Raw genomic sequence first — 25,301 nt, 5'->3', positions numbered from 1 at the left:
CCCCAGATAGGGAGCACCTGATGAGTCTCCTCGACTTGTCGCGATGGCAGTTCGCCGTCACCGTCCTGTTCCACATGACCTTCCCGGCGATCACCGTCGGACTCTCGATCTTCCTGTCGGTCGTCTACGGCCTGTACTGGCGTACCGGCAGGGCGGTCTACCTGCAGATGTTCCGGTTCTGGCGGCGTATCTTCGCCGTCGGCTTCGCGATCGGCGTGGTCGCCGGCGCCGTCATCACCTTCGAGATGGGGCTCAACTGGGGTGTGTACGGCGCGCGGACGGGCCCGGTCATCGGGCCGATCATCGGCATGGAGGTCGTGACCGCCTTCTTCGTCGAGGCCGGATTCATCGGCGTCCTGCTCTACGGGGACGGCCGGGTGCGCAAGGGCACGATGCTCGTGTCCACCGTGATGGTGTCGGTGGGTACCGTCCTGTCCTCCACCTGGATCATCGCGGCGAACTCGTGGATGCAGACGCCCGCCGGATTCAGGGTCGTCCACGGCCGGTTCGAGCCCACGGACTGGATGCGCGTCATCTTCAACCCGTCGTTCGTCTGGCGCTGGCCGCACATGCTGGCCGCCGTCCTGATCTCGGCGAGCTTCTTCGTCGCCGGCATCTCGGCCTGGTACCTGGTCAAGGGACGCGCGAAGGGCTTCGCCCGCCGCTCGATGTCGATCGCGCTCGGTATCGCCGCGCTGCTGATGCCCGTCCAGCTCTACCTCGGCGACAACGTTGCCGGGCGCGAACTGCCGTATCAGCTCTCGAAGCTGGAGGCGATCGAAGGCAACTGGAACAACGGTGACACCGGCTTCGTCCTGTTCTCCATACCGGACCAGCAGGCCGCGCGGAACATCGCCGAGCTCGACATTCCCTGCCTCGGCAGCTACATCGCCAAGGACCTCACCTGCAAGACGGCCATGCCCGGCCTGAAGCTCACCCCGGCGGCCGACCGGCCGGACATGGCCGCGACCTTCTGGGGCTTCCGCGTCATGTTCCTGGCGGCCGTGCTGATGTTCGGCACCACGTTCGCGGCCACGGTCCTGCGCCTGCGCAACCGCCTGTGGACCGCGCGCCGCTTCCACCGGTTCGTCCTGTGGACCACGCCGGTGGGGATCCTGGCCATCCTCGGCGGCTGGGTCACCGCCGAAGCGGGACGGCAACCGTGGATCGTGTTCGGGCAACTGCGCACCTCGGACGCGGTGTCCCGGCTGGCGCCCGGCGAAGTCCTGTTCTCGGTCGTCGGCTTCTCCGCGCTCTACCTGATCATGCTGGTGGCGTACGTCGCCTACATCGTCCGCACCATGCGCATCGGCCCGGAACGCGACGACCCGGGGCAGGAACCTCCACCGGAGGACCTGCCGGACACCGGCCTCGCCGAGGACGGCGTACCGCTGGAGCCCGTCCCGTCACAACCCGTGCCGCTCGTGCCCGTGCCGCTCGGTTCCCGGGAGGTGGCGGCCCGATGACCACCACCCTCTGGTCGGCGACCGTACTCGTCTGCCTCCTGATGTACGTGGTGCTGGACGGCTACGACCTCGGCATCGGCGTGGCCACCCTCTTCGAACGCGACCCCGCACACCGGCGCCACCTGCTGGAGTCCGTCGCGGTGGGCTGGGACGGCAACGAGACCTGGCTCATCCTGCTCGGGGTCGCGCTCTGGGCGGGTTTTCCCCTGGCCTTCGGCACGATCCTGCCGCACGCCTACCTGCCGATGATCGTTCTGCTGTTCTCCCTCATCGTGCGGGGCGTGAGCGTCGAGATGGCGTCCCAGGCGCCCCCGGCTCCCCGCTGGACCACCGCCTTCGGTGTGGCGTCGCTGCTGGCCTCGTTCGCGCAGGGCTTCGCCCTCGGGACGCTGACCTCGGCCGTGCGTCTGCGGGGTGACGTCTACACCGGGTCGGCCTTCGGGGCCTTCAGCTGGTACTGCGTGCTGTCGGGGCTCACCGTCACGGCCGCGTACACCGCGCTCGGCTACGCCTACACCAAGCACAAGTCAGCCGGGCCGCTGCGGGATTCGGCGGCACGACGCGGCGCGGTCGCCACGGCGGTCGCGGGAGTGCTGCTGGTCGCCGTCCTCGTCGCGGTCGGCTCCACGGCGGCGCCGTTGAACCTCGGCACTCCTGGGCGTGCCGTCGCGTTCACCGTCCTGCTGCTGTTCGCCGCCGGGGGAGGAGGCGCCGCGCTCGTCGGGTTCGCGTGGAGGCGGACCTCCCGAGCCGCGGACGCCCTGCCGCTCGGCGGACTCGTGGTCGCGACGGTGTCCGTGTTCCTCGCCCTGGGCGTGGCCCGTTACCCGGTGCTCCTGCCGCCGGACCTCACCCTCGGCAGCGCGGCCGGCCCGCACTCCACGATGGTCTTCATCCTCGTCGGCATCGGACTGAACATGCCGCTCGTGCTCGCCTACAACGTGTTCGCCCACCGGGCCTTCGCCGGAAAGTTCACCACCCGAGCCGCAGGCCACGAACCCCCGCCCACCCAAGGCCCCCTTGCCGCAGGAGCACGCCCATGACCACCCGGAGCCCACTGCCCGCACCGGTCCGAGTCGTCGGGCGCCTGCTCGCCGCGATCGTCTGGACCGTGCTGGGACTGCTCGCCTACTTCGTCTGCCAGGGGATGTTCGGTGGCTACCGGCAGATCCATTCACAGCAGCTGACCACCCTGGGCATGATCGCCATCGCGCTGGCCGGTGGCCTCGCCTGGATCATCGACGAGCGGCGCCCCCATGACGACGAATAAGGCGAATAAGGCGAATGAGAGGAAAGCGCGGGACGCGAGGAACGAGACGAGCGGGCCGGGCAGCGCCGCACAGCGGCGGGACGACGACGCATGGCTCACCGCGTGCGCCGCGCCGGGACGGCGCTGGTTCGGCCTCGCGGGCACCCTCCAGGCGCTGGAGACGATGGTCACGATCACCCGCTGGGGTGCCCTGGCATGGCTCGCCCAGGGGGTGTTGGAGAGGGCCGTGACACAGGAGACCCGGGGCCTCGCGGTCTTCGCCGTCGCGAGTGCGCTGGCCGTGGGCGCAGGCTGGGCGGCCGGCGCGCTCGCCGAACGGGGTGCGCGTGCCGTCGCCACCGACCTGCGCCGGCGGTTGACGGGCGCTCTGCTGCCGGCCGCCGGGCGGACCAGCGAGACCGGACCGGCCGAGGCGGCATGGGCGATGGTCGATCTGGCCGACGACGTCGCCGACCACCACGCACAGGCCGCACCCCTGCACCGCTCGGCACCGCTGTCCATGCTCGCCGTACCGGCGGTCACCGCCGCGGTGCACTGGCCGGCCGCGCTCGTCCTCGTCCTGACCACCGCACTGCTTCCCCTCAACATGCGCCTGGCGGGGCTGTTCGCCCAGCACGGCGCGGACCGGCAACTGGGCGCCACCCGGCACCTGAACGCCGTCGTCCTCGACAGCTTCCGCGGCATGCGGACACTGCGCGAGCTCGGCGCGGCCGGCCGGCGCGGGCGAACCGTGACGACGGCCGCCGAGCGGCTGAACAAGGCGACGATGAGCGTGCTGCGCCGCGCCTTCCTGTCCGGGATGATCATGGACGTCGTCATCACGTTCTCCCTCGCGGTCAACGCCACCTACGTCGGCCTGTCCCTGCTCGGCTATGTGCGGGTGCCGCACGCCCCCCAACTCACGCTGTTCAGCGGCCTGCTGGTGCTGCTCATCTGCCCGGTGCACTTCGCCCCGATGCGCGCCCGGGCCGCCGCCTTCCATGAGCGGGAACGCGCCACGACCGCGGCACGCGCCATCCGCGACATCGTGACGGACACCCCCGCCGGGACACCCCGCCCGGCCGCCCGGCCGGGGCTGTCCGAGCCGGTCGGCGTGTCCCTGGCGGCAGTCCGGTTCCGTTACGGCGGCGCGGACCACGACACCATCCGCGCCGACGCCGAGTTGGACCCCGGGACCTGGACCGCGCTCACCGGTCCCTCCGGTTCCGGCAAGAGCACGCTGCTCTCGCTGATCGCCGGTCTGCGCCGGCCGACGGGCGGAGAGGTCCGGTGGCAGACCCTGTCCGTACGGCAGCCCCCGGCCCTCGGCGGATGCGCCTGGGTCGGACAGCAGACGGTGCTGCTCGACGCGACCGTCCGCGACAACATCCGCCTCGGCCGTCCGGACGCCACCGAGCGGCACATCCGGCGGGCGGTCGACGCCGCCGGGCTGGACGCCGTGATCGAGCGCCTGCCCGAAGGGCTGAACACGCGGCTGGGGGAGGGGGGTTGGGGTGTGTCGACCGGCGAGGCCCGCCGGATCGCCATCGCCCGCGCCTTTCTGCGCGGAGCCCGGCTCTGGCTGCTCGACGAGCCGACCGCCCACCTCGACGCGGACAGTGAGCGCGCCGTCGTCGCGGCCCTGCGGCGGGCCACCGAGGGCTGCACCGTCGTCGTCGCCACCCATTCCTTCCCGCTGGCCGCCGCGGCCGACACCGTGCTCGTCATCGAGGACGGCCGCCTGCACGCCGTGGGGTCGGTGAACGCGCCATGACCCAGGTCCGCCGTGGCCGAGCGCCGCGTTCCCTCGCGGCCGCCGGGCTGGTGCTCGCCGTCGTCGCCGAACTGTCCTCCGCAGGGCTGCTCGGCCTGTCGGGCTGGTTCATCAGCGCCTGCGCCGTGGCCGGCGCGGCCGCCTTCAGCTCCTTCTCCTACGTCGCCCCCAGCGGCGGGGTGCGCGCCTTCGCCCTGGCCCGCGTGGCCGGCAACTACGGCAAGCGTCTGGTGCTGCACGCGGCCGCCCTGCGCCGGGTCGCCGCCGCTCGCTCCGACCTCTTCGACCGTGCCGCCGCCACCGACCCGGCCCAGCCGGACCGCCTGTGGTCGGGCGACCTGCTCGACCGCAGCATGGCCGACGCCGAGAGCGCGGGGATGGCGCTGATCGAGTCCACGGCACCCGTCGCCGTCACCGCCGCGACGACCGCCGGCGCCGTCATCGCCGTCGCACTGGCCACGTCCGCCCTGCCGGCGGCCGTACTCGCGGCCGGCGTCGTGATCACGGCGGCGATCGCCCACCGCACGGCCGGTACCGCCCGCGAGACAGAGCAGTCCACCCGCAAGGCACTGCGCACCGAACTCGTCGGCGCGGTCGACGCATGGGCGGAGATGGCGTCGCTCGGCGCGGCCGGGGAACTCGCGGCACGGACGACGACCAGACTCACGCGGCTCGCCGCGGCGCGGGAAGCGGCCGGCCGGCGCAGACTCCGGACCGCGCTGACCACCGGCCTGGTCGGCACCGCCACCCTCGTCGCCACGCTCGCCTGCGTCCTGGACAGCGCACCGGACCCCGCCACGTTCGTGTTCGTCGCCCTGCTGGCCCTCGGTGTGCCGGTCCAGGCCGGGCACCTGGCACACGCCGCCGAAGCCCGGGGTACCGCGAGGGCCGCACACCGCAGACTGACCGAGAGCGCGCCGCCGCACGCACCGAGCGACACCACCGTCCCGGCAATCCGGTCCTGGTCCACCGCACAGGGCATCGGCTTCGCCGACTACGGCCTACCGCCGACGGCCCTCCGGCCGGGCCGCGTCCTCGGCGCCACCGTCGACCGCGGTGCGACGCTCGTCGTCACCGGCCGCTCCGGCAGCGGCAAGAGCACCCTGCTCCGCGCCCTCGCCCGGTCGCTGCGGCAGTCGACCGAGGACCACGACCACCGGCCCGCCGCCCTGGTCGTCGCGGCCGACGACTACCTCTTCACCGGAACACTCGGATCCAACTGGCGCCTCGCCGACCCCGCCCTGACCGACAGTGAGGTCGACACCCGGCTGGCCGAGCTGTGGCTGAACGGCACCGGACTGACCGCCACCACACCCGTCGGCCCCGGCGGCAGACAGCTCTCGGGCGGCGAACTCCGCCGGGTCTGTCTGGGCCGCGCCCTGGCCCGCCACCCCCACGTACTCATCGTCGACGAACCGACCACGGGTCTGGACGACCGCACCGCCCGACACGTCCTCGGCATCCTCGCGGACCTGCCCGACACCACCCTCGTCCTCGCCCTGCACGACGTACCGGCGTGGCTCGAACGTGCCGCGCACGTGGTCGAGCTGCCGCTCGACCAGAAGGAACCGTGAATTCGTCAGGAGGCACCATGAGCACCACCCATCCCCGCTCCGGAACCGCCCGGGACGCACTGCGCGGGCAGCGGGAGCGGCAGCACCGGCAGGACGCACGGCGTCGCGAGGCGGACCTCCAGGCCCGCTTCGAACCGGCCCTGACGTTCCTCGACCCGCTCTACTCGGCCGCCCTGCGCCTGACCTGCCATCCGGCCGACGCCGAGGACCTCGTCCAGGAGACGTACGCCAGGGCCTACACCTCCTTCCACCAGTTCCGCGAGGGCACGAACCTCAAGGCGTGGCTGTACCGCATTCTCACCACCACCTACCTCAACTCCCGCCGCAGCCAAAGGCGTCGGCCGCAGTACGACGGCACGGCGGAGCCGGCGGACTGGCAGCTGGCCCGTGCCGAGTCGCACATGTCCACGGGCCTGCGTACGACCGAGTCCGAGGCGCTCGACCACCTGCCCGACGCGGACGTCAAAGCGGCGCTGCAGGCCATCCGCGAGGACTTCCGGATCGTCGTGTACCTCTTCGACGTCGAGGGCTTCACCGTCCGGGAGATCGCCGACATCATGCGGACCCCCGTCGGCACGGTCCTCTCCCGGCTGCACCGCGGTCGCGGGCAGTTGCGCTCACTGCTGGAGGGCTACGCCCGCGAACACCGGCTCACCCCGGCGGCCCAATAGTCATGGGTCTACCCCGGCCACGCGATGTGCCGCCGCGCGGACCTGCGATGGCCGCCTGTTCTCGTAGTGCCGGGCGACGCAGAGGCAGTCACTCGAGCACGCGGAGTGACTGCTCCGACGCGCGATTGTCAGTGCCGGGTGTCACGCTGATGTCACTGTGCCGGCTGACCGGCTGATGTCGATGCACTCCGAAAGGGAATCGCCGTGATCACCACTGACCTCACCCCCGGCTCCCCCTGTTGGCTCGACCTCGGCGCCCCCGACGTCCCGGCCGCCGCGGCCTTCTACGGCGCGGTGCTCGGCTGGGAGTACGAGTCCATGGGCGCGGGGGAGGACATGGAAGAGGGCATGGAAGGCGGGATGTTCCAGAAGGACGGCAAGACCGTCGCCGGGCTCGGCAAGCTCACCGAGGAGGGCGCGCGCCCGGCCTGGATGATCTATTACCGCGTCACCGACGCGGACGCCACAACCCAGGCCGTGGAGCGCGCGGGCGGCACGGTGCGGGTGGCGCCGAGGGACCTCGACGACTGGGGCCGGATGGCGCAGTACAGCGATCCGTCGGGGGGCCAGTTCGCCGTCTGGCAGCCGGGGACGAACGCCGGCTTCGAGCTGGCGGACGAGCCGGGCTCGCTGTCCTGGACCGAGCTGTACACGAGCGACGCCCCGGCCGCGAAGGAGTTCTACGGCGCTGTCTTCGACTGGCAGTTCAGCGGCATGGAGCTGCCGGGCGGCGGAGGCACGTACACCCTCATCACCCCCGCCGGGCTTCCCGAGGAGCGCATGCAAGGCGGTCTCATGGAGCTCCCCAAGGAGAACCTCGCCCTGGCCGGCGGGCGGCCGTACTGGCACCCGGTCTTCAACGTCACCGACTGCGACGCCGCGGTCGCCAGGGTCACCGAGAACGGCGGCAGCGTGCAGATGGGACCGGAGGACGCGGAGGGCGTGGGCCGTCTGGCCGTCTGCCTCGACCCCGCGAACGCGGACTTCGTGCTGCTCACCCCGGCCCCGAGCTGAGCCCGCGGCGGCCGGAGAGTGTGGCTCGGTCCTGGGCTGCAGGGCCCCAGTCGCCTGCGCAGTCAGCTGTGCCGCGGTAGTTCCCGCGCCTTGGCCCGTCGCGTCACGATGGCCGTGAGGCGCCCGGCCAGTGCGCCGAGGTCGGTTCTCGTCAGCGGTGGCTCCCGCTCACCGTGCGCGGGACCCGCACGGCTTCGGATCGACCGAGGAGGACTGTGCGGACGTCGGCCGGCAGGAGAGTCTCGCCGACCGCCCCGTCCTGCGGCGCAAGCAGCTCACCGGCCTGTCCTAGAGCCAGTCCCGCCGCTTGAAGATCACGTACAGGCTCACGCAGACCACACCCATCAGGCCGATCGCGAAGGGATATCCGAAGCTCCATCCCAACTCCGGCATGTGCTCGAAGTTCATGCCGTAAATCGTTCCAACCAGCGTCGGAGCAAACAGAATCGCCGCCCAGGCCGAGATCTTCTTGATCTCCTCGTTCTGCTCGAACCCCGCCTCCGCCAACGCTCGCATCTCCGCGTTCTGTTGCTGCGTGACGAGGGTCGCGTTCACCGTGAGGATGTCGGCGAGGGCCTGGCGGAAGCCGTCCACGCGTTCGCTGGTGTGGGTGACGTGGTCGGCCACGTCCCGCAGGTAGCGCTGGAGTTCCTCGTCCGTGCCGTACTTGGTGAAGCCGGCCATCAGGGCGTGCAGCATGCCGACCAGGGGGCGGGTGGCGCGCTGGAACTCGACCATCTCGCGGGAGAGTTCGTAGATGCGGCGGGAGACTTCCGGGTCGCCGCGGAAGACTTCCGTCTCGATCTCGTCGATGTCGTTCTGCACGCCGGCGACCACCGGCACATAGCCGTCGACCACCGCGTCCAGGATCGCGTACAGCACCGCCTCCGGCCCCAGGCTCAGCAGTTCCGGCGCCTCCTCCATGCGGTGGCGGACCGCCGACAGGTCCGGGGCGGCGCCGTGGCGGACCGTGATGACGAAGTCGGGACCGACGAAGAGGTGCAGTTCGCCGAAGTCGACCTCCTCCGGGGCGTCGAGGTAGCGGGCGGCGCGCAGGACGACGAAGAGCGTGTCGCCGTAGCGCTCCAGCTTCGGGCGTTGGTGGGCCTCCATCGCGTCCTCGACCGAGAGCGGATGCAGGTCGAACTCCGCGGCCAGCGAGAGGAGTTCACTCTCGGTGGGGCGGGCGAGGCCGATCCACGCCATGCCGGAGGACTGTTCGCGCAGTTCGCGGTAGGTGTCGGCGAGGGTGGCGGGGGAGGAGACCCGCACGCCGTCCCGGTAGAGGGCCGCCTGGACGATGCTCGCCGGTTCCGGCTCCGGGGCGGGTGGGTCGGCGGGGGCCGCCGGCCGCCGGTCCGGGTGCGCGGGCGGCGGGGTCAGAGCGCGCCGCCACGCGGACTTCCTGGAGTTCTTGGAGGCCGGACGGTCGCGTCGCTCGGGCATCGCGGCTGCCTCTCGGGTCGAGCCAACGTCTGCGTGATCACAGGGCAGGATATACGGGGCATACGGCGTCGGCCTCGCGGACAGAAGGTGTCCGCAAGTCTGGCTACCGTACGCAGCATGACGAAGTCGACGACCAGGACGGCCCCCGTGCTCGCCACCCGCGCCCTCAACCGCGCCACCCTCGACCGGCAGCTGCTCCTGCGCCCGGCGTCGCTGTCCGCCGAGGAGGCCGTCGCACACCTTCTCGGCCTGCAGGCGCAGAACGTGAAGCCGCCGTACTACGCGCTCGCCGCCCGCCTCGACGGCTTCGCCCCCGGGGAGCTGTCCGGGCTGATGGCCGAGCGCGAGGTCGTCCGTATCGTCAGCATGCGCTCGACGATCCACACCCACACCGCCGACGACTGCCTCACCCTGCGGCCGCTGGTGCAGCCCGCCCGGGACCGCGAACTCACCATTTTCCGCAAGGGGCTTCAGGGCGTCGACCTCGACCGCCTCGCCGCTCTCGCCCGCGAGCTCGTCGAGGCCGAGCCGCGCACCATGAAACAGTTGCGGGAGGCCCTGCTCGTCGAGTGGCCGGACGCCGACCCGCAGGCCCTCGCGATCGCCGCCCGCTGCAAGCTCCCGCTGGTGCAGGTGACCCCGAGAGGGCTGTGGGGTCGTAGCGGCCAGGTCGCCCTGACCACCGCCGAGCACTGGCTGGGGCGGCCCGCCGAACCCACGCCCGCCCCCGACGCCACCGTCCTGCGCTACCTCGCCGCCTTCGGCCCGGCCTCCGTCAAGGACATGCAGACCTGGGCCGGCCTGACCCGGCTGCGCGACGCCTTCGAACGCCTCCGCCCGGACCTCGTCACCTTCCGCGACGAGAACGGCGTCGAGCTCTTCGACCTCCCGGACGCGCCCCGCCCCGACGCGGACACCCCGGCCCCGCCGCGCTTCCTGCCCGAGTTCGACAACCTGCTGCTCTCCCACGCCGACCGCACCCGGGTCGTACCGCCCGCACACTGGGGCCGCGCCTGGCAGGGCAACCAGGCCCACTGCACACTCCTGGTCGACGGCTTCCTGGCGGGTGTGTGGAGGCTGGAGGCGGACGCGCTGGTCATCGAGCCCTTCGGCCGGCTCACCAAGGAACAGCGCGACGAGGTGCGCACGGAGGGGGAGCGGATGCTGACGGTGATGCACCCGGAGTCGTCGTACGACATCCGTTTCGGGACGGTACTGCGGTGACGGGTCACCTGTCCGGGGACATGGAGAGGGGGCGCTGCGGGCCGCTCGTGGAGGCCCGCAACGCCCCCTGGTATTTCACCTGAGGGGTACTCAGGAGAACCTTCTGGGTTACGAGTTGACCTGCGTGGTCACCAGGCTGGAGAAGGTGGTCAGACGGGTGTAGACACCCGGGTAACCGGCCTCCGCACAGCCCTCGCCCCAGGAAGTGATCCCTGCCAGGACGCCCCCGATGAGCAGGGGACCGCCGCTGTCGCCCTGGCAGGTGTCGACGCCGCCGGAGGTGTACCCGGCGCAGACCATGTCGCTCGCGATGAAGTCGGAGCCGTAGGAGCTGGAGCAGCTGGAGTTGGAGACCGTCGGCACGGTCGCGGTGCGCAGCTGGTTGGAGGAGCTGCCGCCCGCGGAGGTGGTGCCCCAGCCGACGATGCGGGCGGTGGTGCCGGCCGCGTACACGCCCGTCTGGGAGGAGGTGACGTACGACGCCGTGGTGTACGGCATCGACGTCGACAGGGTCAGGACGGCCACGTCGTCGCCGTTGGTGGCGTCCGTGTAGTCCGGGTGGATCCAGATCTTGCTGACCCGGGCGACCGTGCCGTTGGTGCCGTTGAGATAGGTGCGGCCGCCGACGACTCTGACGCTGCTGGTGGTCTCGCCGACCATACAGTGGGCCGCGGTGACGACCTTGGTGGCCGAGACCAGGGTGCCGCCGCAGAACTGGTTCTGCGAGGCGTCCGTGATCTGCATCATGAACGGGTACGCGGTCGTCGTGGTCGTCGTACCGCCGACGATCGGCTGGGGGGCGGCGACGGCGGCCGGTGCGCTGATGAGCGCGGTCGCGGCGGCGGCGGTGGCCGCGAGGGCGGCGGCGGTCTTCTTGGCGCGGTTGAGCCCGAACATGAGTCTCCTCATTGGGGATGACCGGTGGGGGGTCGCCGGGTGTGGGGGGTGGGGGGAGATGGGGGTGTGGGGGGTGGGGGTGGTGCACGGGGGTCGCGGGACCGACCCCCGTATGCCCGGGCCGGCGGCACGCCCCTAAGCTAGAACCCGGAACAGCCTCTTCCCAATGAGGGAACCCCCTAAGGGAGTTGGGCAGGGAAAACCCTCGGTCGGCCCTCGCCGAACCAACTCGGCCGGTGCACCCGCGCGGTGCTCACTTCGTACGACGGCCCGCCGCGAGTCTGACGATGTCGACCCGCGAACGGATCCCCAGCTTGCGGTAGACCCGGGTCAGGGTCGCCTCGACCGTCTTGACGCTGATGAACAGCCGCGCGGCTATCTCCCGGTTGGTCGCGCCCTCCATGACGAGCGCGGCGACCTGACGTTCCATCGAGGCGAGCCCGTCCAGCGCGTCCAGCGTCGGGGCGGGGGCCGCCACCGGCTCGGGCGGCGGCGTCACCGCGGCCGCCTCCACCTGGCGCAGCCAGGGCAGTGCCCGGCAGCGCCGGAACAGCCGCGCCGCCTCGTCGTACGACGTCGGTCCCGGCCGGCGGGTGCGCAGCGAGGCCAGTGCGAAGGCGGCCCGGGCCTCCTCCAGGCCGTAGCCCAGCTTGCCGAGCCGGTCCTGCACCGACGTCAACTGGCCCAGCGCCGCCTCGTGTTCGCCGCGCCTGGCCCGCACCAGCGCCTCCGCCCGGTCGACCACGGCGAGCACACTCTCCCGGCCGAGCCGCAGCGCCTGCTCGCGGGTCACGTCGATGACGTCCTGCGCCTCGGCGAGTTCACCGATCCGCACGAGGGCCTCCGCGAGGTCGCCGTGCCAGCGGCCGCGCGCCGGGTCGGTGATGCCGAGCCCGTGCTCCAGCTCCCGCACCCGGCGCAGCGAACGCACCGTCCCCTGGGTGTCCCCGGCCACCAACTGGGCGTGGCCGAGGGCGGCCAGGGCGCGGGAGACGTACATCTGGTCGCCGATCCCCTCGGCGTGCTCCTCCGCCTCCCGGGCCAGGGCCAGCGCCCGGTCCACGTCCCCGCCGGCCGCCTCCGCGAACGAGGTCAGCAGCGCGGAGGCCACCTCGCCGATGCCGGAGTCCCGGGCCAGCCTGAGGCTCTCCCGGGCCAGGTCGAGGGCCCGGCCGCAGTGCCCGGAGCGCAGTTCGGTCTCGGCGAGCAGCCGCAGGAAGTGCACCTCGCTCTCGACCATGCCGCGCCGCCGCACCTCGCGCAGCAGCGCGGTGACGGTGGTACGGGCCTCCGCCAGCTGGTCGCTCATCTGCAGCCAGCGGAACCGGGCGAGGCCAGGGCCGTTGTGGTGGCAGGCGACCTGCGGATCCTGGGGCTCCTTCAGCGCCTGCTTGATGGTCGCGGGGGCGTTCGGGTGCCCCATCAGGGTCTCGGTCTGCGCCTGGAAGGCGAGCGCGAGGAGCTCGGTGCGCCGGTCGCCGGCCCGGGCCGCCAGTTCCGCCGAGTGCGCGGCCTTCTCCCGGCCCTCCGCGAAGTCCCCTTCCACGATCAGCCCGCGCCAGGCCAGTTGGTAGTGGACGAGGGCGAGCAGCCCGGGGTCCTCGCCGGCGTCGGCCAGCGCCTGCGGGAAGACGGAGTCGACGTCGCCGAGGGTGTGCCCGGCCGACTCGATCACCACGATCCAGGCCCGCACCCGTTCCGCGGGCACGGTGGCCCGGGTCAGCACCTCGTGGGCGATGTCCCGCGCGAGGTCCATCTCGCCGGCGGTGATCGCGTCCGTGGCGGCCTGCAGCCGCCGCTCGTCCGCGCCCGGCACGCTGTCAGCCGGGGTGTGCCGGGCCGCGAGAAGCCCCATCGAGGCGGCCACCGAGGGTGCGCCGCGGTCCCGGGCCTGGGCCGCGGCCTCGGCGAGCCGGGCCGCCACCTCCGGATCGGTGCCGCTGCTGGCGAGGGCCAGGTGCCGGGCCCGCTCGATGGGGTCGGAGGCGGCCGTGGACAGCGCGGCGTGCGCGGCCCGCCGCTCCTGCGCGGGCGCCTCCGCGTAGAGCGCGGCCGAGATCAGCGGATGCGCGAACCGTACGGCGGGACCCTCGGGTTCCGTCGCGAGCAGTCCGAGGGCGGCCGCCTGGGCGGTCTCCGCCTCGGCGTTCTCCCGGCCGGCCGCGTGCAGCAGGGCCAGCGTGGGACGCGCGCCGGCGCTGGCCACCAGCAGGGTGCGGCGGGCCTCGTCCGAGAGCATGCCCAGGCGGTTGAGCACCAGGGCCCGCAGCGAGGTGGGCACGTGCAGCGGCTCGCCGGGCCGGGGCGGGGTGGGATCCTCGGCGAGCGCGCGGCCCAGTTCCAGGGCGAAGAGCGGGTTGCCGGCGCTGGTGCGGTGGATGTCGCGGACCGTGGAGCGGGGCAGGCCGGTGTAGCCGCGGTGGTCCAGGAGCGCGGAGACCTGGGTGCGGGAGAGCGGGTTGAGGCGGACCGCGAGCGAGTCCGGCGGCAACGCGCGTAGATGGCGGTCGTACTCCTGTCCCTCGGTCCGCACCGCGCACAGCAGCTGGACCGGGGTGTCGCCGAGGCGGCGGGCGGCGAAGCCGAGGAGCTCCGCGCTCGCCGGGTCCAGCCACTGCAGGTCGTCCGCGACGACCAGGACCGGGCCCTCGGTGGCGAGCGCGCGCAGCACCGACAGGACGGCGAGCCGCAGCGCCAGCCCGTCGCGCTGGAGGGTGGACTCGCCGCGTCCGGTGAGCGCGGACTCCAGGGCGGTGCGCTGGGCGCCGGGCAGCCGGTCGGCCACCTCGTCCACGACCAGACCGAGCAGGTCGGCCAGGGCCAGGAACGGCAGATGGGATTCGGACTCCGTCGCCGAGCAGCGCAACACGGTCCGGGTCGCGCCGGCGTTATCCGCGGCCAATGCCCGCAGCACGGTCGACTTTCCTATTCCGGCCGGACCGTGGAGCAGCACGCTGCCGCCGCCGGCCAGCTGTTCACGCGCTCCCGCGAGCAGCTCCTCCCTGCCGATCACCAGGTCGGGGCGGCATCTGGCAGGCTCCTCGAAGTCCCGTCGCACGGTCACCGCTCCCCTCCGTGTGTCGTGTCCTGGCCAATATTAGGCAACGGGCTTTGGAATTCGGCCGGGCCACGTCGTGAGGGAAATAACAACGGCCGGCATAGACAAATTCACGGGATCGGCGCATGAATGAGCCGCCGACGGAAATCAGGGCAGCAACCCCGCCCGACGCGCCGCGACGACCGCCTCCCCACGGGTCCGGGCCCCGAGCTTCCGCATGGCCGAACGGAGGTATCCCTTGACCGTCTCGGCGGTCACTCCGAGCCGCTCGGCGGCCACCGCGTTCGTCGCCCCGGCGGCGACGCACGCCAGTACGTCCACCTCACGCGGCGCCAGACTCACCCCCTCCAGGGGCGGGACGTCCGGGGTCAACAGCCCGCACACGTCCAGCAGTTCGGCGCGCAGCGCCTCGTCGGCGATCCTCGGCGCGAGCGCCCGCAACGCCGCGTGCGCCTCCCGCACCTGCTCCCACGCGGAGCCGCCCGCCCGCGGTGCCCGGGCCGGCTCCACCCGCGCCGCCGCCATCAGCGCCCGCGCCTCCTCCCGCAGCACCAGCGCCTGCTCCACGTCCCGCGCGGCCTCCACCGCCGCCGTCAGCGTCCGGTCGCCCAGGGGCCGCACGTCGCGCAGGGCGCCGTACAGCACACCGCGGACCCGGCGCCGTACGACGACCGGCACCGCCACCACCGCGCGCAGTCCCTCCGCGGCGACCGCCAGGTCGTACTCGTGGCTGATCTGCCGCGAGGCGGAGTAGTCGGTGACGGCGCACGGGCGGGCGAGGGCCGCGGCCTTGCCGCCGAGACCGTTGCCCGAGGTCACCGCGAGGGCGCTCAGGGCGGGGGTGGCGGTGCCGTTCAGTTCGCTGATGCGGATCCGCGGTCTGCCCGACTCCACCAGCCCGCCGAAGGCGACCGGGAGCCCGGTCGTGCGCCGCAGCCGTACCAGCGCGCGCCGGATCTCCACCGACGCCGACCCGTCTGCTGTCACGAACATGTCCCTTCGCCGCGGCACACACCCCCGTTCGGGGGTAGTGAGACCCGCATCACGCATTACACGATGGCAGAGAGCCGCCCGGCAATGGTGCCGGTACCGAGGAGGACAGATGACGACCGCGACGGAGCTCTTCCGCAGCGCGCGGGACTTCCTGCTGGAACACCGCGAGGACTACGCCACGGCGTACGAGGGTTTCGACTGGCCCCGCCCGCAGCACTTCAACTGGGCACTGGACTGGTTCGACGTCATCGCGGACGGCAACGACCGCACCGCCCTGCACATCGTCGAGGAGGACGGCTCCGAGATCCGGCTCTCCTTCGCCGACCTGTCCGAGCGGTCCAACCGCGTCGCCAACCTGCTGCGCGAGCGCGGGGTCGGTGCCGAGGACCGGATCCTGGTCATGCTGGGCAACCAGGCCGAGCTGTGGGAGGTGGCGCTGGCGGCGATGAAGCTGCGGGCCGTCGTCATCCCGGCGACCCCGCTGCTCGGCCCCGCCGACCTGCGCGACCGGGTCGAACGCGGGCGCGTGCGACACGTCCTGGTCCGGGCCGAGGACACCGCCAAGTTCGACGACGTGCCCGGCGACTACACCCGCACCGCCGTCGGCGGCCTGCCGGAGGGCTGGCAGCCGTACGAGGACGCCCACACCGCCTCCGCCGAGTTCCTGCCCGACGGGCCGACCCTCGCCGACGACCCGCTGATGCTGTACTTCACCTCCGGTACGACGGCCCGCCCCAAGCTGGTCGAGCACACCCACGCCTCCTACCCGATCGGGCATCTGGCGACCATGTACTGGATCGGCCTGAAGCCCGGCGACGTGCACCTGAACATCTCCTCGCCGGGCTGGGCCAAGCACGCCTGGTCCAACCTGTTCGCACCGTGGAACGCGCAGGCCACGGTCTTCCTCTACAACTACACGCGCTTCGACGCGTCCCGGCTGATGGCCGAGATGGACCGGGCGGGCGTCACCACCTTCTGCGCCCCGCCCACCGTGTGGCGCATGCTCATCCAGGCCGACCTCACCCAGCTGCGCACCCCGCCGCGCGAGGCCGTGGCGGCCGGCGAACCCCTCAACCCCGAGGTCATCGAACAGGTCCGCCGGGCCTGGGGCGTCACCATCCGGGACGGCTTCGGCCAGACCGAGACCGCCGTCCAGGTCTCCAACAGCCCCGGACAGCCGCTGAAGACCGGTTCCATGGGCCGTCCCAGCCCCGGATACCGGGTGGAACTGCTCGACCCGGTGTCCGGGGCGCCCGGTGCGGCGGAGGGAGAGATCGCCCTCGACCTCTCGACGCATCCCGTCGGCCTGATGACCGGCTACCACGGCGACCCCGACCGCACGGCGGAGGCGATGGCGGGCGGCTACTACCGGACCGGGGACATCGGCGCGCGTGACGCCGACGGCTACATCACCTACGTCGGACGGGCCGACGACGTCTTCAAGGCCTCCGACTACAAGATCAGCCCCTTCGAGCTGGAGAGCGCGCTGATCGAGCACGAGGCGGTCGCGGAGGCGGCCGTGGTACCCGCCCCCGACGAACTGCGCCTGGCCGTGCCCAAGGCGTACGTCGTCCTCGCGGAGGGCTGGGAACCCGGCCCCGACACCGCGAAGGTGCTGTTCGAGCACTCCCGCGAAGCACTCGCGCCCTACAAGCGCATCCGCCGCCTGGAGTTCGCGCCCCTGCCCAAGACCGTCTCCGGCAAGATCCGCCGCATCGAACTGCGCGAGGCCACGGCCGCCGGCTCGGACGCCGAGTACCGCGAGGAGGACTTCCGGTGAGCGAGCTCTCGTACACGCACGGAACGAGCGGGACGACCCTGCTCGGCGACACGATCGGGGCCAACCTGGACCGGGCGGTGGCCACTTGGCCGGACCGCGAGGCCCTCGTCGACGTGCCCTCCGGACGGCGCTGGACGTACGCCCGGTTCGGCGCGGACATCGAGAAGCTGGCGCACGCCCTGCTGGCCGCCGGGGTCGCCAAGGGCGACCGGGTGGGCATCTGGGCGGTCAACTGCCCCGAGTGGGTGCTCGTCCAGTACGCCACCGCCCGCGTCGGCGCGATCATGGTGAACATCAACCCGGCCTACCGCACGCACGAGGTCGAGTACGTCCTCAAGCAGGCCGGTATCTCCCTGCTGTTCGCCTCCGTCAGCCACAAGACGAGCGACTACCGGGCCATGGTCGACCAAGTGCGCGGCAAGTGCGGTGAGTTGCGCGAGGTCGTGTACATCGGCGACCCGAGCTGGGACGCGCTGCTCGCACGCGCGGTCCCCGACGCCCGGTACGAGGACCTGTCCTGCGACGACCCGATCAACATCCAGTACACCTCGGGCACGACGGGCTTCCCCAAGGGGGCCACGCTCTCGCACCACAGCATCCTCAACAACGGTTACTTCGTGGGGGAGTTGATCGCCTACAGCGAGCAGGACCGGGTCTGCATCCCGGTGCCCTTCTACCACTGCTTCGGCATGGTGATGGGCAATCTCGCCGCGACCTCGCACGGCGCCTGCATGGTCATCCCGGCCCCGTCCTTCGACCCGGCGGCGACCCTGCGCGCGGTCCAGGACGAACACTGCACGTCCCTCTACGGCGTTCCGACCATGTTCATCGCGGAGCTGAACCTCCCCGACTTCGCGACCTACGACCTGTCCTCCCTGCGCACCGGCATCATGGCGGGCTCGCCCTGCCCGGTGGAGGTGATGAAACGGGTCGTCGCCGAGATGCACATGGCGGAGGTCTCCATCTGCTACGGCATGACCGAGACCTCCCCGGTGTCCCTGCAGACCCGCCGGGACGACGACCTGGAACACCGCACCGGCACGGTCGGCCGCGTCCTGCCGCACATCGAGGTCAAGGTCGTCGACCCGGCGACCGGCGTCACCCAACCCCGGGGCACCGCAGGCGAGTTGTGCACCCGCGGCTACAGCGTGATGCTCGGCTACTGGGAGGAACCCGAGAAGACCGCGGAGGCCGTCGACCCCGGCCGCTGGATGCACACCGGCGACCTGGCCGTGATGCGCGAGGACGGCTATGTCGAGATCGTCGGCCGCATCAAGGACATGATCATCCGGGGCGGCGAGAACATCTACCCCCGTGAGATCGAGGAGTTCCTCCACGCCCACCCGAAGATCGCGGACGTCCAGGTCGTCGGCGTACCCCACGAGCGGTACGGCGAGGAGGTCCTCGCCTGTGTCATCGCGCGGGACCCGGCCGACCCGCCGACGCTGGAGGAGCTGCGCGGCTTCTGCGAGGGGCGGTTGGCGCACTACAAGATCCCGAGCCGGCTCCAGCTCCTGGACTCCTTCCCGATGACGGTGTCCGGGAAGGTGCGCAAGATCGAGCTGCGGGAAAATCACGCGGCGCGCGGCTGAGCCGTCCGTCAGACTGTCGCGATGATCGGCAGACGCACCACCCACCGCATGGCGGACGGCATACGAGTACCCGGGACCTGGCGGCCCGTCTTCATCCGCAACGGCGACTACCACCTCACCGACCTGTTCATCTACGCGGACGGGCTCATCGACTGCTGGGAACTGGTCACGCTGGAGCAGTTCGAGGAGAAGCTGCGGTGCGGATGGGTCGCCACCGAGTTGCCGGACGGTGCCAGGGCGTCCGGCCATGAGCTGGCCGCCTGGAAGTTCAGCGAGCCGCACACCTGGCTAACGCCCGAGTTGCTGCTCGCCGAGGTGCGCGACACCGTGGACCAGCTCAACGGGCGGCCGGACTCGACGGACCGGTGCCTGGACGCCGTCGACGCGTTTCTCGCCGACCGGACGGAGGAGAAGCGGGCCGTGGCCCGTGCCGCCTACCTCGCCATCCCCGAGACGCAGCGCCACTACGCGCTCGGTGACATGGACCGCAAGGACTGGCCGCTTCAGGTGCTGGTCGCCGGACCCGGCGCACGCACGGAGTCCCGGCCGTACGGCGGCGACGATCCGGTCACGCAGGAGGAGTACGACGAGGCGGTCGACTACTTCGAGGACCGGGCCCAGTGGATCGCCCAGCGGTCCTCACAGGTCCCGGCGGACGGACCGGTGACTCCTCTCGCCCCCGCGATCCAGCTCTACGAGAGCTATCCGCTGAAGACGTCCGACGACCCGGACACGAGGGCCCTGCGCAACAACTACCCGGCACCCGTCGACGTCGACGGCGTCACCTACCCCTCCGTCGCCCACGCCTACTGGGCCCTGTCGACTGACGACCGCGAGGTCAGGGCCGGAATCGCCGAGGCGGACACCGCGGCCGCCGCCCGGAACCTGGCCGTCGGCGCCCCCCGACGCGAGGGCTGGGAACAGGCGCGTACGGCGGTCATGACCCGCCTGCTGCGGGCCAAGTTCGCCCAGCACCCCGCCCTGGCGCGGGTCCTCCTGGACACGGACGACGCGACGATCGTCTACGACGACGGCGACTCCCGCTTCTGGGGCGACAACGCCGGCCGCGGCCGCAACTGGACCGGCCGCCTCCTTGAACTCGTCCGCTCGGAGCTGCATGCCGAGCGCGCGGGCATCGGACCGACGGCGACCGCCTGAGCGCTCCGCTGGAAGTGTGACCTCTGAACCGACCGAGTCGGGTGGTGGGTGGGCGAGGCCGGGGTCCAGGGGGCGGAGCCCCCTGGGACGGGGTCGAAGGGGCAGCGCCCCTGGAGGATGGGACGGGTAGGGGCGGCGGGGGCGGATGACGCGCACCTCACGCCCCGTCGGCATCCAGGTCGTCCGCGTGACTGTTCACCGCCTGCGGCGTGCCCGTGAGGTCGAGGACGAACAGCGGAATCCCCAGCACGTCGGCGCGGGTGCGGGCGTCGGGGGAGAAGCCGGCGAGGGAGAAGTAGACGCAGGGCGTGGACTCCGTCATGGCCGTCAGCCACAGGCACTCCACGTCGCGCAGGGTCGCCGGGCGTACGGTCGGGTCGACCTGGACCAGCAGGCCGCGCGCGGCGAGGCCGATGCCGGACGGGGGCCGCTGGTCGGCCCGGCGGATGTCCCGGTAGCCGAGCCAGCGCAGATAGAGGGCGGCCGCGGTGACCGCGTCGCGGGCGGTGCGGATCGCGACGGGCTGGAAGACGCGACGCCGGGCCGGGGCGGCGGCCCGGGGGCTCGCGGCGGCCGACGGCCCGGCCACCGGAATGCGCAGCACCGTCCCGCACCCGCAGCCCAGCTCCGGGTACGGCCACTGGGTGCGGCGGCCGCAGGCCTCGCACCGCACGACGACCCAGTCCTCGTCCCAGGCACGATGGGCGACCGCGGTGACCGCCCCGTGCTCGTCGAGCGCCGGGGCGACGGGCACCCCGCACACGCAGGGATACGACGATGCCTCGTAGACGTGCTCGCGTCTGCAGGCCGGGCAGCGCACCGACACGCTCTCGGACATGGCCCCCATCGTCCTCCAGGCGACCCCCGCTTGTCCCTCTCTTGACTGCCTTCGCCCGCCCACTTACATTGCTTCCAGATAGTAGAAAATACTTTCCGCATTACGGAATTCGTTGTGGAGAGAGAAGACACGGGAAGTGCTCACCGCGGGGCGCGACGGGAGTGCGGATCCGACAGCCGAAGCAGGAGTACTCGATGGCTCGAATGACCGCTGCCCGCGCGGCAGTTGAGATTCTCAGGCGTGAAGGCGTCACCGACGCGTTCGGTGTCCCGGGCGCGGCGATCAATCCCTTCTACGCGGCGCTCAAGGCCTCCGGCGGCATCCACCACACCCTCGCCCGGCACGTGGAGGGCGCCTCGCACATGGCCGAGGGCTACACCCGCACCCACCCGGGCAACATCGGCGTCTGCATCGGCACCTCCGGACCGGCCGGCACCGACATGATCACCGGCCTGTACTCGGCCCTCGGCGACTCCGTCCCGATCCTGTGCATCACGGGCCAGGCCCCGACCGCCGTGATCCACAAGGAGGACTTCCAGGCCGTCGACATCGCCTCCATCGCCAAACCGGTGACGAAGATGGCGGTCACGGTGCTGGAGGCCGCGCAGGTCCCCGGCGTCTTCCAGCAGGCCTTCCACCTCATGCGCTCCGGCCGCCCGGGCCCGGTGCTGATCGACCTGCCGATCGACGTCCAGCTGACGGAGATCGAGTTCGACCCCGAGACGTACGAGCCGCTGTCGGTCTACAAGCCGGCCGCGACCCGCGCCCAGGTCGAGAAGGCGATCGGCATGCTCAACGCCTCCGAGCGCCCGCTGATCGTCGCCGGCGGCGGTGTGATCAACGCCGACGCCGCCGAACTGCTGGTGGAGTTCGCCGAGTTGACCGGCGTCCCGGTCGTCCCCACCCTCATGGGCTGGGGAGTGCTCCCCGACGACCACGAGCTGAACGCCGGCATGGTCGGCCTCCAGACCTCGCACCGCTACGGCAACGCCACCTTCCTGGAGTCCGACTTCGTCCTCGGCATCGGCAACCGCTGGGCCAACCGCCACACCGGCAGGCTCGACGTCTACACGGCCGGCCGGACCTTCGTCCACGTCGACGTGGAGCCGACCCAGATCGGCAAGATCTTCGCCCCGGACTACGGCATCGCCTCCGACGCGAAGGCCGCGCTGCAGCTGTTCGTCCAGGTGGCAGGGGAGTTGAAGGCCTCGGGCCGCCTGCCCGACCGCTCCGTGTGGGCGGCTGCCGCACAGGAGAAGAAGGCCACGCTCCAGCGCCGGACACACTTCGACGACATCCCGATCAAGCCGCAGCGCGTCTACGAGGAGATGAACAAGGCCTTCGGCCCGGAGACCCGGTACGTCTCCACGATCGGCCTCTCGCAGATCGCCGGCGCCCAGATGCTGCACGTCTACCGGCCCCGCCACTGGATCAACTGCGGCCAGGCGGGGCCCCTCGGCTGGACGATCCCGGCCGCGCTCGGCGTCGCTAAGGCCGACCCCGAGGCACAGGTCGTCGCCCTCTCCGGCGACTACGACTTCCAGTTCATGATCGAGGAGCTGGCGGTCGGGGCGCAGCACAAGATCCCGTACGTCCATGTCCTCGTCAACAACGCCTACCTGGGCCTGATCCGCCAGGCGCAGCTCGGCCTGGACATCGACTTCCAGGTCAACCTGGAGTTTGAGAACATCAACTCCCCAGAGCTCGGGGTGTACGGCGTCGACCACATCAAGGTCGTCGAGGGCCTCGGCTGCAAGGCGCTCCGCGTGACCGACCCGGCCGAACTGGGCGCCGCCTTCGAGCAGGCCAAGAAGCTCGCCGCCGAGTTCCAGGTGCCGGTCGTCGTCGAGGCCATCCTGGAACGCGTCACCAACATCGCGATGTCCAAGACCAACGACATCAGCAACGTCGTCGAGTTCGAGGAACTCGCCACCGAGCCGGGCCACGCCCCGACCTCGATCAGGACACTGAAGGTCTGACGCCGGACGGCGGCACTGCCGTCAGTCACTCAGGGCGGCCCGGCCGGGGGACGGGCCGCCCTTTCACGTGCGCGGCTTGAGACGACGTGCCGGGTGCCCGGTGCCGGGGCCCGGTCCGAACGGCCGTGTACTCGCACCCGGAGCGGCCTGGTCTCCGTGCGCAGGGAGCCGGCTTGTCGGCGTACGGGGCCCGTGCCGCCCGGCGCGCCTGTGTCCGGGTCCGAACGGCGGTGTCCTTGCGACGGATCGCAGGATCGGGCCGCATGCCTCCGGTGCGCTGGGCCGGCGTGTCCGCGCTCAGTCCGAGCCGCCGCCGTCCCCGCAGCCGTAGCCGCCGCCCCCGCCGAGGTTGCGCGGGGAGTGCCGCCGAAGCCCCCTGTCCGCCACCTCCACCCGGGCGGTCAGTCCCGCCCGCAGGGCGAAGCGCGGAACCAGCACGGCGAGGGCCGCGTCGCCGTGCAGGGCGACCGCGAAGAGGGCGTCGGCGGTCGGCAGGTCCTTGCGGCGGGCGGGGACCGGGTGCTCGGCACGCAGGGCGTCCAGGGTGCGCCGGGCGGCGCGGGTCCGCTGCGGCGGAAGGGTGCGCAGCAGCCCGGCGGCGGTCAGCCGGTCGCGCAGTGCGGCGATCTCCCGGCGTACGGCAGGATGCCGCACCAATTCCCCGATGCTCACGGGCTGTTGGAGCGAGGCGTACACGGCCCGGTCGAGGTCGGACAGGGCCTGCCCCGCGCCCTGGGGCTCCCCCGAGACCCGAACCGTCCCCGGTCGGCCGGCGTCGGCGAAGCCCCGCAGATGCAGGGCGAGAACGGCGACCGTGACGGCGGCGCGGGGACCGCCCCGCAGCAGCGCGACCTCGTGCGGCGCCGGCCGGACCGTCGTACCGCTGTCCATGACACCCCCCTCGCACGGGGTCCGCCGCCCCCGTGCCGGCGGGCCCCGCGTGATGAGAATGTGCCCGGGCCCGGGGGCTGGTGAAGCCTCCCGGGCCCGTTTCAGAGCTTCTTTTGAGGGTTCCGTAGCCCGCCTACGACCGGTGGCGTAGGTGTCGTGTCCGACGGGCTCACTGCTCGTGGTGCTCGGAGAGTCCCGGCCAGTCGTCGGGGCCGCCGCCCTGCCATTCGATGATGTCGCTCTCCTCGACCTCGACCTGGTCGAGGTCCGCGAGGCGCAGGAGTTCGACCACGTCGTCCAGGTGGGAGGCGACGCCGAGGTTCTCGTCGTCCCAGGTCACGCGCCGGGAGCCGTCCAGGGCGGGGGCGTGGACCACGATGTGCGGGTGCTGCGTGGGGTGTGCCGGAGGTGCCATGCCTTCAGGCTCCTGCGGGCGGGGCGGATCCGCACCCCGGCGTACGCCTCCGTATCCCTCCGCCCACCGGAGATCCTGGGACCGCGGCGGTTGCGACGGAGCCCGGGACGCCCTTCTCTCAGGTCGAGAAGAGGGTCCCCGGTCCTTCACCACCGCACTGGCTCGCACGCCGCCGCGGTCCCGGCCCTGCCCGCGTCCGTATGACCGGTCGACCACCCCTCATCCGGGTCGCCGGTGGTCGGGGCGGGCAGGGAGTTCGGGTGCGCTGGAGTGGATTCCGGGCGGCGCCGACGCCTGGGCGCGACAGGACAGTTGTCAGCACCGACGCCGCCCGGAGCTTGGGAGAGGGGCGTCAGACCTGGGCGCCGGACAGGCGCTCCACCGCCCGCAGCAGTGCCGAGTGGTCGAGCCCGCCGTCGCCCTGCGCACGCAGGCTCGCGACCAGCTGGGCGACCACGGCACCGACGGGCAGGGCCGCGCCGACGTTGCGGGCGGCGTCGGTGACGATGCCCATGTCCTTGTGGTGCAGGTCGATGCGGAAGCCGGGCTTGAAGTCGCGGTTCAGGAAGTTGTCCTTCTTCCGCGTCAGCACGGTGGAGCCGGCCAGCCCGCCGTTCAGGACGTCGAGGGCCGCCTTCAGGTCCACGCCCGACTTCTCCAGGAAGACCACGGCCTCGGCGCACGCCTGGATGTTCACGGCGACGATGAGCTGGTTGGCGGCCTTCACGGTCTGGCCCGAGCCGTGCGGACCGCACAGCACGATCGTCCTGCCGAGCGCCTCGAAGATCGGCTCCGCCTGGTCGAAGTCGGTCTGTTCGCCGCCGACCATGATGGACAGCACGGCCTCGACCGCACCGGCCTCACCGCCGGACACGGGCGCGTCCAGGACGCGGATGCCCTTGTCCTCGGCCGCCTTCGCCAGGTCGACCGAGGTCTGCGGGGTGATCGAGGACATGTCGATCAGCAGCGCGCCGGACCGCGCGTTCTCCAGGATGCCGTCCGGGCCGTACGCGATGGCCTCGACGTGCGGGGACGCGGGCACCATCGTGATCACGACGTCGGCGTCCCGGACGGCCTCGGAGATCGAGCCGGCCGCGGTGCCGCCGGCGGCGGTCAGCCGGTCGAGCTTGTCCTGCTCCAGGGTGAAGCCGGTGACGTCGTAACCCGCCTTGATGAGGTTCTCGGACATCGGGGAGCCCATGATGCCGAGGCCTATCCAGGCGATCTTGGGGAGGTTCGTGGCCATGAGGGTGCCTCTCTGACTGCTGTTCTACGTCTGTGA

At 72.0% G+C, this 25,301-nt stretch carries 21 protein-coding genes; 13 read left to right on the top strand and 8 right to left on the bottom strand.

The features are described 5' to 3' along the window. Positions 1 to 20 precede the first annotated feature (20 nt). The 8 genes from OG252_RS12195 to OG252_RS12160 all read left to right on the top strand — a co-directional run bounded on the left by OG252_RS12195 (position 21) and on the right by OG252_RS12160 (position 8,040). On the top strand, positions 21 to 1,466 hold the full coding sequence (locus OG252_RS12195; protein WP_329335852.1) for a cytochrome ubiquinol oxidase subunit I: 1,446 nt from the start codon (positions 21 to 23) through the stop codon (positions 1,464 to 1,466). Continuing rightward, positions 1,463 to 2,509: a cytochrome d ubiquinol oxidase subunit II gene (locus tag OG252_RS12190; protein WP_329335850.1), complete on the top strand. Its 1,047-nt coding sequence runs from the start codon at positions 1,463 to 1,465 to the stop codon at positions 2,507 to 2,509. Before OG252_RS12195 ends, OG252_RS12190 begins: the two co-directional genes overlap by 4 nt. Next, positions 2,506 to 2,736, top strand: a complete 231-nt coding sequence (locus OG252_RS12185; RefSeq protein ID WP_266449799.1) for a hypothetical protein — start codon at positions 2,506 to 2,508, stop codon at positions 2,734 to 2,736. The genes OG252_RS12190 and OG252_RS12185 overlap by 4 nt, the downstream gene beginning before the upstream one ends. Next, on the top strand, positions 2,723 to 4,489 hold the full coding sequence (locus tag OG252_RS12180; RefSeq protein WP_329335848.1) for an ABC transporter ATP-binding protein/permease: 1,767 nt from the start codon (positions 2,723 to 2,725) through the stop codon (positions 4,487 to 4,489). Before OG252_RS12185 ends, OG252_RS12180 begins: the two co-directional genes overlap by 14 nt. Beyond that, complete coding sequence (locus OG252_RS12175) at positions 4,486 to 6,063, top strand: ATP-binding cassette domain-containing protein (protein ID WP_329335846.1); 1,578 nt, start codon at positions 4,486 to 4,488, stop codon at positions 6,061 to 6,063. The genes OG252_RS12180 and OG252_RS12175 overlap by 4 nt, the downstream gene beginning before the upstream one ends. Positions 6,064 to 6,080: 17 nt before the next feature. Next, the gene (locus OG252_RS12170; protein ID WP_329335844.1) at positions 6,081 to 6,734 is read left to right on the top strand and encodes a sigma-70 family RNA polymerase sigma factor; all 654 of its coding nucleotides are present in this window, start codon (positions 6,081 to 6,083) and stop codon (positions 6,732 to 6,734) included. Between the two features lie 204 nt (positions 6,735 to 6,938). Beyond that, positions 6,939 to 7,748: a VOC family protein gene (locus OG252_RS12165; protein ID WP_266449809.1), complete on the top strand. Its 810-nt coding sequence runs from the start codon at positions 6,939 to 6,941 to the stop codon at positions 7,746 to 7,748. Positions 7,749 to 7,905: 157 nt separating this feature from the next. Then, entirely contained in the window at positions 7,906 to 8,040 is a 135-nt protein-coding gene (locus OG252_RS12160; RefSeq protein WP_329335842.1) for a hypothetical protein, read from the top strand. Here OG252_RS12160 and OG252_RS12155 read toward each other — a convergent pair. Beyond that, a complete protein-coding gene (locus tag OG252_RS12155; RefSeq protein WP_329335840.1) occupies positions 8,037 to 9,194 on the bottom strand; it encodes a magnesium and cobalt transport protein CorA in 1,158 nt (385 codons plus the stop codon). The genes OG252_RS12160 and OG252_RS12155 overlap by 4 nt on opposite strands. 117 nt (positions 9,195 to 9,311) lie before the next feature. On the opposite strand from OG252_RS12155, the gene OG252_RS12150 reads away from it, so the two are divergent. Continuing rightward, positions 9,312 to 10,418, top strand: a complete 1,107-nt coding sequence (locus OG252_RS12150) for a winged helix DNA-binding domain-containing protein (RefSeq protein WP_266449822.1) — start codon at positions 9,312 to 9,314, stop codon at positions 10,416 to 10,418. A gap of 108 nt (positions 10,419 to 10,526) precedes the next feature. On the opposite strand, the gene OG252_RS12145 is transcribed toward OG252_RS12150, so the two are convergent. The 3 genes from OG252_RS12145 to OG252_RS12135 form a co-directional block, all read right to left on the bottom strand. After that, positions 10,527 to 11,315 carry a S1 family peptidase gene (locus OG252_RS12145; protein ID WP_329335838.1) on the bottom strand — a complete coding sequence of 263 codons (789 nt, stop codon included), beginning with the start codon at positions 11,313 to 11,315 and terminating at the stop codon, positions 10,527 to 10,529. A 253-nt stretch (positions 11,316 to 11,568) separates the two neighbouring features. Then, complete coding sequence (locus tag OG252_RS12140; protein WP_329335836.1) at positions 11,569 to 14,379, bottom strand: ATP-binding protein; 2,811 nt, start codon at positions 14,377 to 14,379, stop codon at positions 11,569 to 11,571. Positions 14,380 to 14,520: 141 nt separating this feature from the next. After that, on the bottom strand, positions 14,521 to 15,366 hold the full coding sequence (locus tag OG252_RS12135) for a response regulator transcription factor (RefSeq protein WP_443068400.1): 846 nt from the start codon (positions 15,364 to 15,366) through the stop codon (positions 14,521 to 14,523). A gap of 109 nt (positions 15,367 to 15,475) precedes the next feature. Between OG252_RS12135 and OG252_RS12130 the strand changes: the two genes are divergently transcribed. From OG252_RS12130 to OG252_RS12120, 3 genes are read left to right on the top strand one after another with little or no spacing between them, the layout of a single operon-like run. Continuing rightward, positions 15,476 to 17,146, top strand: coding sequence for an AMP-binding protein (locus tag OG252_RS12130; protein WP_329335833.1), 1,671 nt, complete (start codon positions 15,476 to 15,478; stop codon positions 17,144 to 17,146). Further along, positions 17,143 to 18,738 (top strand): AMP-binding protein, encoded by a 1,596-nt coding sequence (locus tag OG252_RS12125; protein WP_329335831.1) that lies wholly within the window; start codon positions 17,143 to 17,145, stop codon positions 18,736 to 18,738. The genes OG252_RS12130 and OG252_RS12125 overlap by 4 nt, the downstream gene beginning before the upstream one ends. A gap of 21 nt (positions 18,739 to 18,759) precedes the next feature. Then, positions 18,760 to 19,896, top strand: a complete 1,137-nt coding sequence (locus OG252_RS12120) for an NADAR family protein (RefSeq protein ID WP_329335829.1) — start codon at positions 18,760 to 18,762, stop codon at positions 19,894 to 19,896. A 157-nt stretch (positions 19,897 to 20,053) separates the two neighbouring features. Here OG252_RS12120 and OG252_RS12115 read toward each other — a convergent pair whose 3' ends face one another. Further along, positions 20,054 to 20,743, bottom strand: a complete 690-nt coding sequence (locus OG252_RS12115; RefSeq protein ID WP_329335826.1) for a hypothetical protein — start codon at positions 20,741 to 20,743, stop codon at positions 20,054 to 20,056. A 185-nt stretch (positions 20,744 to 20,928) separates the two neighbouring features. On the opposite strand from OG252_RS12115, the gene gcl reads away from it, so the two are divergent. After that, a complete protein-coding gene (gene gcl / locus OG252_RS12110; protein WP_329335825.1) occupies positions 20,929 to 22,713 on the top strand; it encodes a glyoxylate carboligase in 1,785 nt (594 codons plus the stop codon). Positions 22,714 to 23,010: 297 nt separating this feature from the next. Here the strand turns inward: gcl and OG252_RS12105 are convergent, their stop codons facing one another. The 3 genes from OG252_RS12105 to OG252_RS12095 form a co-directional block, all read right to left on the bottom strand. Further along, positions 23,011 to 23,604: a TIGR04222 domain-containing membrane protein gene (locus tag OG252_RS12105; RefSeq protein WP_329335823.1), complete on the bottom strand. Its 594-nt coding sequence runs from the start codon at positions 23,602 to 23,604 to the stop codon at positions 23,011 to 23,013. A gap of 169 nt (positions 23,605 to 23,773) precedes the next feature. Then, the gene (locus OG252_RS12100) at positions 23,774 to 24,019 is read right to left on the bottom strand and encodes a hypothetical protein (protein ID WP_266449834.1); all 246 of its coding nucleotides are present in this window, start codon (positions 24,017 to 24,019) and stop codon (positions 23,774 to 23,776) included. Positions 24,020 to 24,371: 352 nt separating this feature from the next. Further along, positions 24,372 to 25,265: a 2-hydroxy-3-oxopropionate reductase gene (locus tag OG252_RS12095; RefSeq protein ID WP_329335821.1), complete on the bottom strand. Its 894-nt coding sequence runs from the start codon at positions 25,263 to 25,265 to the stop codon at positions 24,372 to 24,374. Positions 25,266 to 25,301 lie beyond the last annotated feature (36 nt).

This window comes from Streptomyces sp. NBC_01352, assembly GCF_036237295.1.
Taxonomy (GTDB): Bacteria; Actinomycetota; Actinomycetes; order Streptomycetales; family Streptomycetaceae; genus Streptomyces; species Streptomyces plumbiresistens.
Note: the sequence above shows the minus strand (reverse complement) of the source record. Positions and strands in the feature narration are given on the sequence as shown.

Coding starts and splice junctions, on each gene's coding strand:
- OG252_RS12195 (WP_329335852.1), top strand. CDS start 21: ATGAGTCTCCTCGACTTGTCGCGATGGCAGTTCGCCGTCACCGTCCTG.
- OG252_RS12190 (WP_329335850.1), top strand. CDS start 1,463: ATGACCACCACCCTCTGGTCGGCGACCGTACTCGTCTGCCTCCTGATG.
- OG252_RS12185 (WP_266449799.1), top strand. CDS start 2,506: ATGACCACCCGGAGCCCACTGCCCGCACCGGTCCGAGTCGTCGGGCGC.
- OG252_RS12180 (WP_329335848.1), top strand. CDS start 2,723: ATGACGACGAATAAGGCGAATAAGGCGAATGAGAGGAAAGCGCGGGAC.
- OG252_RS12175 (WP_329335846.1), top strand. CDS start 4,486: ATGACCCAGGTCCGCCGTGGCCGAGCGCCGCGTTCCCTCGCGGCCGCC.
- OG252_RS12170 (WP_329335844.1), top strand. CDS start 6,081: ATGAGCACCACCCATCCCCGCTCCGGAACCGCCCGGGACGCACTGCGC.
- OG252_RS12155 (WP_329335840.1), bottom strand. CDS start 9,194: ATGCCCGAGCGACGCGACCGTCCGGCCTCCAAGAACTCCAGGAAGTCC.
- OG252_RS12150 (WP_266449822.1), top strand. CDS start 9,312: ATGACGAAGTCGACGACCAGGACGGCCCCCGTGCTCGCCACCCGCGCC.
- OG252_RS12145 (WP_329335838.1), bottom strand. CDS start 11,315: ATGTTCGGGCTCAACCGCGCCAAGAAGACCGCCGCCGCCCTCGCGGCC.
- OG252_RS12135 (WP_443068400.1), bottom strand. CDS start 15,366: ATGTTCGTGACAGCAGACGGGTCGGCGTCGGTGGAGATCCGGCGCGCG.
- OG252_RS12130 (WP_329335833.1), top strand. CDS start 15,476: ATGACGACCGCGACGGAGCTCTTCCGCAGCGCGCGGGACTTCCTGCTG.
- OG252_RS12120 (WP_329335829.1), top strand. CDS start 18,760: ATGATCGGCAGACGCACCACCCACCGCATGGCGGACGGCATACGAGTA.
- OG252_RS12115 (WP_329335826.1), bottom strand. CDS start 20,743: ATGGGGGCCATGTCCGAGAGCGTGTCGGTGCGCTGCCCGGCCTGCAGA.
- gcl (WP_329335825.1), top strand. CDS start 20,929: ATGGCTCGAATGACCGCTGCCCGCGCGGCAGTTGAGATTCTCAGGCGT.
- OG252_RS12105 (WP_329335823.1), bottom strand. CDS start 23,604: ATGGACAGCGGTACGACGGTCCGGCCGGCGCCGCACGAGGTCGCGCTG.
- OG252_RS12100 (WP_266449834.1), bottom strand. CDS start 24,019: ATGGCACCTCCGGCACACCCCACGCAGCACCCGCACATCGTGGTCCAC.
- OG252_RS12095 (WP_329335821.1), bottom strand. CDS start 25,265: ATGGCCACGAACCTCCCCAAGATCGCCTGGATAGGCCTCGGCATCATG.